We start from the raw sequence: 12,629 nt of genomic DNA, 5'->3' as shown, positions 1-12,629 counted from the left end.
TTGAACAAAGACTTTATAACTTTAGTTGAATTCCTTCTTCCTTATTGGATTGATGTATTGATGGCTTTTTATATTCTTAATAAATTTTCAGCTTTCAATCCGAATAAAAGCAGGCTATCCTTTATCGGATGCCTGCTTCTTTTCCTAAGGGGGCAATGTATAAATTGTTTTTAAACCCTTAACGAGCCACGAAAACCTCTAGCTCCATAGTAGGAATCCGCACCGTTGTGATAGAGGAAAACGTGCCCATAGCGCCAATCGCAGAAAAGGGCACCGCCGCGTTCTCGTATATCAGACGGAGTTTTCACCCAACTCGAGGTTTTTTTATCAAAACTTTCAAGTTCCTGCAGTGCTCGATATTGTTCTTCGGTCAGGAGTTCAATGCCCATGTCTGTTGCCATATCCATAGCACTCGTTTCAGGTTTATGCTTTTTCCTTGCCTCCAGTGCTTCACGATCGTAACAAACACTTCTTCGGCCTTTAGGGCTTTCTGCTGAACAATCATAAAAAAGGTATTCATCCTTCTCTTCATCATAACCAACAACATCCGGCTCACCTCCAGTTCTTTCCATCTCGTTGAGCGACCACAGTTTCTCCGGATTTTCATCCAGCTTCGCCTGGATTTTGTCCCAGTCCAAGCCTTCATGGCGATGCATGTTTTTCTCAAACCGGTCTTTCAATATTCCCATTAATTCTTCACTTTGCTCGAGTGATAACTTTTTTTCATCGGTCTTAGCCATAATAGGTCTCCTTACTCGTTTTATCTATTATCTTATATAAAAAAGTAAATATCATACTTATTGTATTTGTTTTAGCCCTCTCTGTTAAGTAATTGAACCATTTCTACTTTTTTCTATCAGGTGATTAACCAACTATAAAAAAATACAGCCTCCTCCTTATCATCTTTCTTTCATCTTTCCTTCCCAAGACAAACCAGCAAAGAAAAAAGAAGGCCCTTTCCAATATGGTTAAGTGCCTTCTTTCGGAGTTATTTTTACAACCGAATCAACTATTTGACAAGAAGAGTTTTTATTAGAGCCTATAACAGAATCGCGAATAAATTTTACTTTAAGTTTTTAATTCCCGTTTCTAATATTTCCATTTGCAACAATGTCTGTTCATCTGTAATCGTTTTTTCTTTGCCATTTATAATAGCTTCATATAAATCATCATATACTCTTCCATAATCGCCATTTACGGATTTTACTTTCTCTTCGTGGATTGTACCTTCTTCATCAATATATGTCAGTACACCATAATGTTCTATTGTATCTACACCAAAATCCTTTTTATCAGGCATGTAAAATAACTTTAAATGTTCTTCCTGACGATCTTTGGATTCCTTCACAAAGCAGCCCTTTTTGCCATAAATGACAAAGCTGGGCCTCTCTTTAATTCTAAAATAACTGGATTTGACAGATACCTTTAAATGACCATAATACAAATCCAAATCAAAATAATCATTCATTCTTCCTTGTCCTAATAATTGCCTTACATCATAGTGGATATCATCCGGTTTACCGAAATAGCTGATAACCTGATCAAGTGTGTGACAGGCATGTTCATATAAAAATGACGTAACAGGATTAAAAGAATGAACAGACTCGGGTACTTCAGGACGATAGTAGTCGAAATGCATTTCCACTTCCAGCAAGTCCCCTAGTTTTCCTTCTTCAATGACCTTTTGAACTGTTAAAAAGTCACTATCAAAACGTCTATTTTGATACGCCTGAACAATTAACTCTCTCTCTCTTGCCAATGAGAATATCTCTTTTGCCTGTTCTAAGGTTACTGTAAAAGGCTTTTCAACCAAGCAATTCTTATTATGTTCCAATACTAATTTTGCGTATTCATAATGACTGTCAACTCTTGTAGAAACCACAATGAGCTGAATTTCTTTGTCATTTAATAGCTCATCTAAGTCGGAAGTATAATTTACTCCTGGGATCCTATCCCAACTTTCATGTTTAGGATTTCTTTGATAAATGGTCTTCACCCTAATATTCTCTCTTTGCAGCACAAAGGGCAGATGATATCGATTCGTGCTTTTTCCATTTCCAATATAACCAATCGTTAACATGGTGTCCCCCTTAAATTAATAACCTTGGTGATTTACTACTAAATTTCTTTACAATCCACATTTTTACTACCAGTAATACGATAACAGCCACCCTTGCAGGTGGCCGCGTCAATCATACAATAGTACTATATGAAATATAAAATATTGTTCAAAACCCTCTATGACAGGGTAACTGAAGGTTGTTTGGCGTACAAATTTTTAAAATATGAGTCTTTAATTATTACATTATGCCTAATAAGTGGAAACCAACACCAACCACAAACAATCCAAGAATGATCGTTATTGGAGAAACTTTCTTCTTAAGCAGCCACATGCAAAGAAGTGTTAACAGCAATGGGGCTAAACCTGGGATTAACGAATCCAAGTTGTCTTGTAGTGTGGTTACTTTGGTATCACTCAACGAAAGGCCAGCAGCTTGCTGTTCCAACGCAGTTTTAATTCCCTCTGTTCCCGAAGGCAAGTTTTTCCAATCGATAAAAGCACCATCACTCAGTTTTACTGAAGATACAATTGGCGTAAACGTGATTGAAACCCAACGGTTAACTAATGCCCCGAGGATGAACATACCAAGGATTGATGCGCCTTTGGTAATATCTTGAAGTATGCCGCCAGATAAGTCTTCAGTTATTTTAGAACCGGCTTTGTAACCAGATTCTTGAGTATACCACATGAATCCCATCCGAATAAGGTTCCATAGAACAAAGTAAATAATTGGACCAAGAATGTTACCGGTCATAGCGAGTGAAGCCGCTAATGCACCAAGGATTGGTTTAATAGTAAACCAGAAAACTGGATCTCCTATACCTGCTAAAGGTCCCATCATACCAACTTTAACACCTTGAATTGCTACGTCATCAACAGGAGCACCATTTGCACGTTCTTCTTCGAGTGCCAGGGTTACACCAAGAATAGGTGAGGCTACATATGGGTGAGTATTAAAGAACTCTAAGTGCCGTTGTAATGCTGCTGAACGATCTTCTCTGGTTTTATATAATTTTTTGATTGCAGGAATCATTGCGTATGCCCAACCGCCATTTTGCATACGTTCATAGTTCCAAGAACCTTGAAGGAACGTTGAACGCCACCAAATAGCAATACGATCTTGTTTAGATAATCTTATTTCTTGCGCCATTTTATGTAAGCCTCCTTCTTAGTAATTATCAATAATATCGCCTACAGGATCACCAAAGTTACCGTTACCGCCATTACCAGAACCACCCTGTTTAGAAAGAGCCAGGTAAATAAGGGCAAGCGACACACCGATAGCACCAAGACCGATAAGTGTGATTTCTGAAATAGTTGCTAATACAAAACCGATTGCGAAGAATGGCCATACTTCTTTTGAAGCCATCATGTTAATAACCATTGCGTAACCAACAGCTACAACCATTCCCCCGCCAATTGCCAAACCTTCTGTCAGCCAAGTTGGCATAGCTTCTAGTAAGCTTCTAACCGGACCTGCTCCTACCGCTATAATTAATGCAGCTGGAATAGCAATACGCAACCCTTGCAAACAGATAGCGATCATTTGCCAAATTTCAATTTTTCTAATGTCTCCTTCTAAAGCTGCTCTATCCATAATGTGTACAATACCTGTTGCAATTGTACGAACGATGATTGTCAACAAAAGGCCAGCAACTGCAAGCGGAACAGCAATAGCGATTGAAGATGCAACACCAGCTTCACCTTGTCCACTTAAAACTAATATCAATGCAGATGCGATCGACGCTAGTGCAGCGTCCGGTGCTACAGCAGCTCCGATATTTGCCCAGCCTAAAGCAATCAATTGCAAAGTACCGCCTAAAATAAGACATGGTACTAGTTGCCCTGTAACTAAACCGATTAACGTACAGGCAATAATTGGTTGGTGGAAGTGGAATTCATCCAAAATTCCTTCTACGCCTGCTAAAAATGCTACAACCAAGATTAATATTATTTGAATGACACTTAAATCCATGTTTAATCCTCCCTTAACTCAAATAATTAGGATTTTTTGTTTATCAGCTCTTGAGCCCGCTTTAGAATTTCATCCATGTTCTCTTTTGAATCACCTGGAACTTTTCGCACATCAAATTTCAGGCCCAGTTTTTTCAACTTAGCGAATGTATCAATATCATCTTGGCTAAAGGCCAACGTTTTATTAGGTTGAACTTTACCAGGAGAGTGTGCCATCGAACCAACATTGATTGTCTCTATAGGAACACCGCCTTCAACCGCTTTAAGCACGTCTTGCGGATTTTCGAAAAGAAGTAACGCGCGCTGGCCTCCGAAGTGTTGGTCATCGTTTGCAAGCTCAACCATTTTATTAATTGGAACAACGTGTCCCTTTACTCCTGGAGGAGCAGCTTGTTGAATTAATTTCTTACGCAGTTCATCCTTAGCTACAGTATCAGATACAACGATGATACGTGTAGGATTTGTAGATCTTGTCCAAGAAGTTGCGACTTGTCCGTGAAGTAAACGAGAGTCAATCCGTGCCAACACATATTTAAATTTACCCGGAGCACCTACATTTGACGGTTTAGCAGCAGGTGTTGCTGTTGATGCTGCTGGTGCTGTTGGTTGTAATTTTTCAGGTGTTACTTTAATGCCTTCTATCGCTGTGTTCAGAACATGTGCGGCAATTTCATGTGCTGTGTTCATCGAAAAGCGTGATGCATACGATTCAATTAACATTGGCAAGTTCAAACCAGCAACAATTGCCCATTTGTCTTTTTGAAGTTCTTCAATCAAACCACTGGCTTGGTTGAAAGGGGTTCCACCCCAAAGATCAACTAAGAATAATACTTCGTCTTGGTTATCGAAAGAGGCGATTGCTTCTTTCATTTTCACCTTTATATCATCAGGCCCTTCACTTGGCATCAGTGTGACAGCTTTCGCATTTTCTTGTTCTCCAAAGATCATGGCCCCGGATTGCAAGATTCCTTTAGCAAAATCACCGTGACTAGCAAGGATAATCCCAACCATCTTTTTACCTCCTTTATTTTAGTTAATACAGGTAAATAATATAGAAAAGTTTAAAAACCCTGTACCCAACAAGTAATTATGCAGCATTTATTCTTTATGCTCATAAGTTCACAATAGGTTATACCTCTTAATCGTGTATAAATATTAATAGTCCTCTATTTGCCTTTAGAAAAAAACATGCTGCAAATGTTTAACCGTTTTCAAATAACGCCATCTTTAACTATTCTATTAAATTGTTTTGTGAAGCAAACAACAAAAACGTCGGGCCATCACAGTTGATTTTTTTAACCTAAACAAGAACATTTCAAGTATCCAAATTGTCTAGCATATAAAACTATTACTTTTTAAAAGTACTCTTCAAGCCGCGTTTGATTACATCAAAGAAACTTAATGATTTGACTATGCGAGTTGGATCAATGTATTCACGAACTATTCGTAAAACCTTTTTTGGATCTTTAGAAGAAAATGTATACATTCCATTCTTCTTAGTTTGGATAGCATAACGTGGAATCCATTTCCCTTTGAACATGACTGAAGCAATAACATAATCAGTTTCTTCCCAAGGAATTTGAATAAACTTCCGAGTGTCGCGACTATTGTAAAATTCAAAACCTTTGTCCCCAATCATAATCTTACCGTACTCTGGAAGTCCCAGATGTGAGGTTGCGTCAATTACTAAATCGACTTTTGTATTGATTGATTGGACCATTCGACCTACTCCATTTCTTTTTTAAATCAGTAACTATATGGTGTTTTATCAGTTGAAACAAAAAATACTTTAGCGAGGGTAAGAAATTTTTTCCTCCTCCTTTTAATAATGTAACTGTTTACATCTAAAGTATAACTAAAAAAACAACACAAGTAAACATTTCTCGTCTCTAGTGTTATCTTTTGTTGTGATTATTTTGAATAAATGTTATCGTTTGTGGTGTTAGGACGTTTATACTGAATATTTACTTCATTTTAACTTTGTTTAAATTTATAGTAATTCTTCGGATTGATTGTTGAGTGATATAAGTAAATCTGGTATTTTTTAGTAAAAATATACAAGGTTAACTTGGAGGTCTTAAGATTGAAGCAGACTAAAAGACAAAAATTAATATTAGAAATGATAAAAGTAAATGGTGAAGTAAGTTCTAAAGAGCTTGCTGAAAAATTCGGGATATCAACAATGACTATTAGTAGAGATTTAAATGAGTTAGCAAAAAGGGGGGAAATCAATCTAATTTATGGAGGTGCAACATATAAGGAAGATAGTAATGTGGAAAATCCAATGTCTGTAAAAGAATTAGTAAATATTAATGAAAAAAAATCGATTGGCAAATATTGCAATACTATTATTGCACCTGGAAGTTCGATTTTTATTGAAACCGGAACAACCACCCTCGCAGTAGCAAAAGAAATATTTCAAAAAAACAATTGTACATTCTTTACAAACTCATTGTTAGTTATGAATTCACTCTCAAAATATAATGAAATAAATTTGCATTCAGTTCCCGGAAAATATCGAGAGCTTTCTAAAGGTTTTTTAGGCATCCAAACGAGTGAATATATTTCCAACTTTAATTTTGATTATTGTTTAATAGGAGCCGAAGGAATTAGTGTTACCTCTGGAGTCACTCTTTTTGATAAAGATGATGCCTTCACAAAAAGAGCTGTTATGAAGCAATCAAAATGCAAAATTCTTGTAACAGATAGCAGTAAATTTGGAAAGAGATTTCTTTATAAAATCGGAGAAGTGTGTGATTTTGATTTTATCGTTACTGATAACAAAATAGAGAAAAAGACATATCAAGATATAAAAGAAATTACCCAAATTGTTGCAGTTAATGAAGACGAATGAAAACTCACGATTATTAACGCGGGAAGAAACGCAAACAACTGCCAGTAACATATCCACAATCTACTCCAACACTTTTTTATTTTACAACCGCCATTAATTTAGAGGAGGAGTTATTAAAAGTTGAATATTATACTTAAACAAGCATTATCCCCAGAACTAGATCATTCAGGTAAACCAATTCTATTAAGTGATCATACAATTAAATTTCGTAAACAGAAAGTTTTAAATTTGATGCAAGAAGCAAACCTAAGCTCATTAGTTGTTTATGCTGATAAAGAACATGGGAGTAATTTTGAATACTTAACTGGATTTATCCCCCGCTTTGAGGAAGGTTTACAAATACTGAATCAAGATGGCAGCAGTACGCTAGTGCTCGGAAATGAGAACTACAACAAAGTGAAGTTTTCCCGTGTGGAAAGCGAGGGGGTTCATTGTCCACTCTTCTCCCTGCCGAATCAGCCGATGGGGGATTTCCGTCCATTGACAGACTACTTGCGCCAAGTGAATTTTGATACTTCCCAAAAAGTTGGCGTAGTTGGATGGAAGTTATTATCGAATGACTTTAATGATTTCCACCAGAACTTTGATCTGCCGGCTTTCATCATTGATGCCTTAGCTGAAGTGGCTGGTAAGGAAAAGTTAGTGAATGCAACACAAATCTATATGCATCCAGGAAGAGGTGCGCGTGTAACCAATAATGCCAATGAAATTGCTCATTATGAGTATGGTGCTTCACTAGCTTCTGATGCAGTCTTATCAGCTTTGAATGAGCTAGAAGAAGGGGTCAGCGAAACAGAAATAGGGAATCTGTTAACTCGTGATGGCCAATACCAAAATGTAGTGACCATCTCAGCGTTTGGAGAGCGCTTTATAAAAGCAAACCTTTATCCAACGAATCGCCAACTTAAAAAAGGCGATAAAGTTGCATTAACAGTTAGTTATAAGGGTGGTCTATCAAGTCGATCAGGTTATGCTGTATCCAACCGCGAAGAACTGGAGAGTGTTGATTCAGGATATCTTGAAGAAGTTGTCATTCCTTACTTTAAAGCTTATAACTGGTGGCTCCAAAATATTATGATCGGTATAAGAGGGAGCGATTTCTACGATAGGTTTGCAGAGTATTACCCGCAGGATAAGTACGGTTGGGAATTATGTCCTGGGCATTTGACTGCAGATGAAGAATGGCTAAGTTCACCATTTTATAAAGGATCAGATGCAATTGTTCAAAGTGGAAATATTTTTCAGGTAGACTTCATTCCGGTTCAAGAAGGACATAACGGAGTTTCAGCAGAAAGTACGATTGCTTTAGCAGATAATGTTCTTATCCAAGAAATTCAAACAGAGTATCCTGAATTATGGGAACGAATTGAATCACGTCGGAACTATCTTAAAGAGAACTTGAATATTCATTTAAAACCAGAGGTCTTACCTCTTGCAAGCACACTGGGTTATTATCGTCCATTCTTTTTGAATTCAGAAATTGTACTTGCAATTGAATAATCCAGGCTGAAAATTGACATAAACAGAGGATGAAACATAATATATTACTAGATTCAAAGACTGTACTGAACCCTACGTTATCCGTAGGGTTTTCTTTATCGTGTAATTCAAAACCTTCAACTTATCAGGTGTAATTTTACCAAACAGCGTACACCCTGCCCAAAATGGCGGGGTGGAAAATACATTAGGATCACTATGACAACTTTGAAGTGGTCTATAGCTCCTTCTTCAATTTAGTACAAAAGGGACCAATTCCATTTTGGTCCCTTAAAGAATTATTTCAAACTAACAGTTCGACCACCTTCACATCTGTGAAGTGCACGGCAACACAACGGCGTGTTATGAGATCAAAATAAATTCTGATAAACCACCTTGATTTATGTAAGATAAGCTGCCTGAGCCCCAGTGGATAAACAATTTTTCAATCTCTGCATAGCCACTGGTCCTATAAATGAAATCTTGTCATTTTGATATGCTCATAGTGTCAGCGTTGTCCCGTTGTCTCCTTTTTTCCCAATTGGTTTTTAACTCCGTATTTGCATAGGGAAGGACATACGTTTCTATGACATGATTGACAGGTTCTTCGGACACGAGGTTATATGTCGAAAGTTTAACTTTTTTATTATTTAAAGTCTTGACCATGATATATTTTACAGAAGCAGCCCCGCCCCAATAAATATCTTTAATTTCCCTAATCGGGATGGCTTTTTTCCGGCCTTTCAGTTTCCCATCTTCAACAGTATATACTGCCCTTCCACTAAGCAAGAGAGATATAACCCTTAATAAAATCCCGCCGAAAAACAGTGTACCAACAATACCGATAATGACCGCCAAGAAGGCTCTTACAATACCAGAGTTCGGCGCTATGTAAAACAGGGTGAATAGTCCGCCAATGGTCATGATCCCGGTACCAGTTACCATACACCCTGCCCAGAATGGCAGGTAGACCACTTCGACTTTATCATCGGTTATCCTAATATTATTATCCATGTGTGAGTTCCTCCTCTTTTCCCTTGAAAGCAGTTATGTTTCCTTGTATGAGGAGATCAACACTTCTTGCACTGCCCAGTTGAACTTGAAATATGTCATCCTTTTTTTCGATCATCCAATTATTATGATTACTATTTGTAAACATGACAATATTTGTTGCATAAGGCTCTTTGTTTTCATTAAACTTCAGAAACAGCAATGTATTTAATAAACCATTTGTCTTTTCCAATACGTCATTAAACTGTTTCTTCTCTCCTTTGAGCAGCGGCATTTCAAACTTACTTCTATTATCGGTTAACGCTAAGAGCAATTGTTCAAACTCATTCTGTGTTAATTGAAAGGCATCATGATTATTCTCCGAACTATTTTCTATTCGATAATACTCACTTATTGCCTCACTAACATCCTCCAATGTGACAAAAGAAAATTCATGTACCATTTCATCAAACATCAAAGCATGTTTAATAATACCCTTTTCACCAATGTGAAAGGATAGTTGTTCCTCCCCTTTCCCACCATCAGCATGACGGGAAGCTTTAATGGTTTGTTCTGAATAATTCAATGTAGAAATTACACTTACTAGGTCCTCTGATAAAGTAAACTTGTGATTTTCATAACTTACTAGTTTTTTAGCCAATAGGGATCGGCATGTGATTTGCAGCAGCAAATCCATTTTTTCATCTTCAAGGTCTCCAAAATATACTTGCTTAAGGGCATTTCCTTGTTCGAAATATCCTTCACTATAAAAACAATAAATTAATTCTTCGATTGAAAGTGAAATTGGTTCCATATTTTACTCCTTTTAGTGAATTTCAATCCCTTTTAATTGCCAAAGGAAAGTGAGCCCAAGATTTTTTTGCTATCACTCAATAAACCTTCCGCAAAGTTCTTGACATTATTAAACCCGTTCGTTACTTTCGCCATCTCTGTCCGGACGCCTTCTGTCATTGAATGAATTCCATCTTTAAAATGAACAGCCACATCCTGTGCCCAACCCGATGTTTTTCCGGCAATAATATCTCCGGCCCAACTGCCAACCATGCCCCCAACGGTTGCACCGATTACCGTTCCTACTGGCCCACCGAGGGATCCTATAGTGCCTCCAATTACAGCTCCTCCTACGGATATGCCCGATACAACCACTGTTTTCCAGGCTGCTTCACCGACGACCTTTGCATTTTCCACCTTCAACTTTTCAACATCTCCACCGTACATGGAATAGTTTTCGGTTATTTTAATGCTGGCACCGACTGCCTCAGTTCCAGCAGTAATCACACCTGCCAATATGGCATTAGATTTAACCACCTTCAGTCCTGACCCCACAATTTTACCGGCATGGTCTTTCACTACTGAAAGCCCATTTTTAAATGACGTCCCATCTCGTTTTATAGCCTCTTTTAACACCGCTACATTATTACTAAGGTTAACAATGTCACTAGGGAAGAAGTTTGCAAACCTCTTATATAAAAACTCTGATAAGGCTTTGTCTTTATACTTTAGCGCTCCAATGGGATCCACCATTAATTTTGACAAAAAATGCGCCTTCGAATTCTCGACACCTTTAATGTATTTGCCAAATGGAAGTTTATATTTTCCAAACTTAGCCTCGTCGGCAAGGTCAAACTGGCGAAAAATCCCACCTATCTCTGCATATTTGAACCCAAGCAGATGCATAATGCCAGCCCCGGCGGAATACTGCAAGCCGTGCAGCAAATCCTGTAAACGGCCAACCGTATTATTATAGAATTCATATAAATCACTAGCCGTCCGCGAATCTAAAGCCTGTTTTAGCAAATTATTCTCAGACATAAGTTCATGAGCTTGCCTTTTGATCTGTGCCTCAGCACTTGAGTATTTTTCAACTGATGAAGAAGTAAACGTTTTAAGCCGATTCACCCTATCCTCTACACCATTCAATTCCCGGCTTACCCCTGCAAGCCTGGAACCAATTCCTCCCCGATAAAGAATCCTCGGATCGATGCTGCCCCTCAAAGTGGCAATACTCGCTTGGACACTGTTCAATTTTGCCAGGCTGTGATTCAAATCTCCTATGGAACTATTCACCGCATTAGCATTAAACGCAATTTTTGACGACAAGGGTCTCACTTCCTTTTTAAGCGTTATAGTCTACTCATTTGAAAAAAATTAAGTATAGTCAATTTGTCATAGAGAGCATCTAGAAAAACTTTCCATAATCATTTCAATTATATAAGAATAGCTGTACAAAAAAAATAATCTGAAATTCCTACATAAAGGAACATATCTGTGACAAAGGTCATAGACAATCAGATTATTTATACTATATCATATTCATTTTAATATTTTGGTCCCTTAAAGGCTAGTTTCAACCTATATCGATGGGGTGTTTCTACATTTTAAATAAAACCCTACAAAAGCCCCAACCCGCTGGTAACCCCTTCAGGCTCTATCAATAAAAACCAGAGTGACAGTGGTACCAAGTACATTGACGTCATTCATACACCCATCACTCCCCTCATATCTTGTCGGATTTTTGTTAATCAAACGTTTGATTAAATTGGACTGAAGCCCCGAGGGGACTGGTTTTTGGGGCTGTCGAAAGCTACCTGGATAAGCTGCAAAAACTTTCAATAAAAAATGCATTCAGGATTTAAACATGAATGCATTTAATTGAGTCTTTATGTTCAGTTGACTATTCTGTTACCGTATCAACGATGGCTATACGGTAACCACCTTGTTTCCTTCATTCTATTCACTCGTACACTCAACCCAGAATCTCATTTACTTTCTCCTTCATTTCCTTATATCGTGCATTCAATAAGGATAACAAGGTCCCATCATCTGTATAATCCACCATGATGGCCTTGATTTCGAATTTAGAGAATCTGTTCCGCTCGTGGATTTTGTATCCCCTGCCATTTAGTTTAGTTCTGACCATAAAACTGTCAGTTTCCTTTTCTGATCGTCTTGGATAAACCTGGACGAAATTCAGCACAGCTTCCCGGCATGTGCAATCGGGGTTCAGGCAATAAGAATCTGCTATTAGAAACAACTTTCCGTTATAGGCAAAATGCAAATAACTATTTTCGTCGTCCGGAAAAATCTCTCCATAACAAACAGTAATATTTCTTGAAATCTTCCTCAGCACAGCATGCATAAAAACACTCCTTTTCTAAATGGGTGTGTAAAGACAACAATTCAATTATTAAATTTCAGCTTTGTGATTTTGCTTGTGAAGTTTTTTTGAAATGATAGCGGGCTAGATGATGA

At 37.7% G+C, this 12,629-nt stretch carries 12 protein-coding genes; 2 read left to right on the top strand and 10 right to left on the bottom strand.

Features of this window, described 5'->3' with window-relative positions; genetic code table 11:
• Positions 1-170: 170 nt before the first annotated feature.
• From A8F94_RS19955 to A8F94_RS19930, 6 genes are all read right to left on the bottom strand, one after another.
• Positions 171-740 (bottom strand): DUF4256 domain-containing protein, encoded by a 570-nt coding sequence (locus A8F94_RS19955; RefSeq protein ID WP_066204452.1) that lies wholly within the window; start codon positions 738-740, stop codon positions 171-173.
• Positions 741-1,063: 323 nt separating this feature from the next.
• Positions 1,064-2,080, bottom strand: a complete 1,017-nt coding sequence (locus A8F94_RS19950; RefSeq protein ID WP_066204450.1) for an oxidoreductase — start codon at positions 2,078-2,080, stop codon at positions 1,064-1,066.
• Positions 2,081-2,300: 220 nt separating this feature from the next.
• Positions 2,301-3,212 carry a PTS system mannose/fructose/sorbose family transporter subunit IID gene (locus A8F94_RS19945; RefSeq protein WP_066204449.1) on the bottom strand — a complete coding sequence of 304 codons (912 nt, stop codon included), beginning with the start codon at positions 3,210-3,212 and terminating at the stop codon, positions 2,301-2,303.
• Positions 3,213-3,230: 18 nt separating this feature from the next.
• A complete protein-coding gene (locus A8F94_RS19940) occupies positions 3,231-4,037 on the bottom strand; it encodes a PTS mannose/fructose/sorbose transporter subunit IIC (protein ID WP_066204447.1) in 807 nt (268 codons plus the stop codon).
• 26 nt (positions 4,038-4,063) lie between these two features.
• Positions 4,064-5,047, bottom strand: coding sequence for a mannose/fructose/sorbose PTS transporter subunit IIA (locus tag A8F94_RS19935; protein WP_066204445.1), 984 nt, complete (start codon positions 5,045-5,047; stop codon positions 4,064-4,066).
• 337 nt (positions 5,048-5,384) lie between these two features.
• A complete protein-coding gene (locus A8F94_RS19930) occupies positions 5,385-5,756 on the bottom strand; it encodes a DUF956 family protein (protein WP_066204443.1) in 372 nt (123 codons plus the stop codon).
• 363 nt (positions 5,757-6,119) lie between these two features.
• On the opposite strand from A8F94_RS19930, the gene A8F94_RS19925 reads away from it, so the two are divergent.
• Both A8F94_RS19925 and A8F94_RS19920 read left to right on the top strand, forming a co-directional pair.
• Positions 6,120-6,890: a DeoR/GlpR family DNA-binding transcription regulator gene (locus tag A8F94_RS19925; RefSeq protein ID WP_066204441.1), complete on the top strand. Its 771-nt coding sequence runs from the start codon at positions 6,120-6,122 to the stop codon at positions 6,888-6,890.
• 120 nt (positions 6,891-7,010) lie between these two features.
• Complete coding sequence (locus A8F94_RS19920) at positions 7,011-8,390, top strand: M24 family metallopeptidase (protein WP_066204439.1); 1,380 nt, start codon at positions 7,011-7,013, stop codon at positions 8,388-8,390.
• Positions 8,391-8,852: 462 nt separating this feature from the next.
• Here the strand turns inward: A8F94_RS19920 and A8F94_RS19915 are convergent, their stop codons facing one another.
• The 4 genes from A8F94_RS19915 to A8F94_RS19900 all read right to left on the bottom strand — a co-directional run bounded on the left by A8F94_RS19915 (position 8,853) and on the right by A8F94_RS19900 (position 12,516).
• Positions 8,853-9,380 (bottom strand): YfjD family protein, encoded by a 528-nt coding sequence (locus tag A8F94_RS19915; RefSeq protein WP_066204435.1) that lies wholly within the window; start codon positions 9,378-9,380, stop codon positions 8,853-8,855.
• Positions 9,373-10,170: a hypothetical protein gene (locus A8F94_RS19910; RefSeq protein WP_066204433.1), complete on the bottom strand. Its 798-nt coding sequence runs from the start codon at positions 10,168-10,170 to the stop codon at positions 9,373-9,375. The genes A8F94_RS19915 and A8F94_RS19910 overlap by 8 nt, the downstream gene beginning before the upstream one ends.
• Positions 10,171-10,202: 32 nt before the next feature.
• Positions 10,203-11,477, bottom strand: coding sequence for a hypothetical protein (locus A8F94_RS19905; protein WP_066204430.1), 1,275 nt, complete (start codon positions 11,475-11,477; stop codon positions 10,203-10,205).
• Positions 11,478-12,123: 646 nt separating this feature from the next.
• Positions 12,124-12,516, bottom strand: coding sequence for a hypothetical protein (locus A8F94_RS19900; protein ID WP_066204428.1), 393 nt, complete (start codon positions 12,514-12,516; stop codon positions 12,124-12,126).
• Positions 12,517-12,629: the final 113 nt, after the last annotated feature.

It is taken from the genome of Bacillus sp. FJAT-27225 (assembly GCF_001685025.1).
GTDB lineage: Bacteria > Bacillota > Bacilli > Bacillales > Cytobacillaceae > Bacillus_D.
Note: the sequence above shows the minus strand (reverse complement) of the source record. Positions and strands in the feature narration are given on the sequence as shown.

Excerpts from the sequence above, each read along its gene's own strand:
- A8F94_RS19955 (WP_066204452.1), bottom strand. The coding sequence starts at position 740 with ATGGCTAAGACCGATGAAAAAAAGTTATCACTCGAGCAAAGTGAAGAA.
- A8F94_RS19950 (WP_066204450.1), bottom strand. The coding sequence starts at position 2,080 with ATGTTAACGATTGGTTATATTGGAAATGGAAAAAGCACGAATCGATAT.
- A8F94_RS19945 (WP_066204449.1), bottom strand. The coding sequence starts at position 3,212 with ATGGCGCAAGAAATAAGATTATCTAAACAAGATCGTATTGCTATTTGG.
- A8F94_RS19940 (WP_066204447.1), bottom strand. The coding sequence starts at position 4,037 with ATGGATTTAAGTGTCATTCAAATAATATTAATCTTGGTTGTAGCATTT.
- A8F94_RS19935 (WP_066204445.1), bottom strand. The coding sequence starts at position 5,047 with ATGGTTGGGATTATCCTTGCTAGTCACGGTGATTTTGCTAAAGGAATC.
- A8F94_RS19930 (WP_066204443.1), bottom strand. The coding sequence starts at position 5,756 with ATGGTCCAATCAATCAATACAAAAGTCGATTTAGTAATTGACGCAACC.
- A8F94_RS19915 (WP_066204435.1), bottom strand. The coding sequence starts at position 9,380 with ATGGATAATAATATTAGGATAACCGATGATAAAGTCGAAGTGGTCTAC.
- A8F94_RS19910 (WP_066204433.1), bottom strand. The coding sequence starts at position 10,170 with ATGGAACCAATTTCACTTTCAATCGAAGAATTAATTTATTGTTTTTAT.
- A8F94_RS19900 (WP_066204428.1), bottom strand. The coding sequence starts at position 12,516 with ATGCATGCTGTGCTGAGGAAGATTTCAAGAAATATTACTGTTTGTTAT.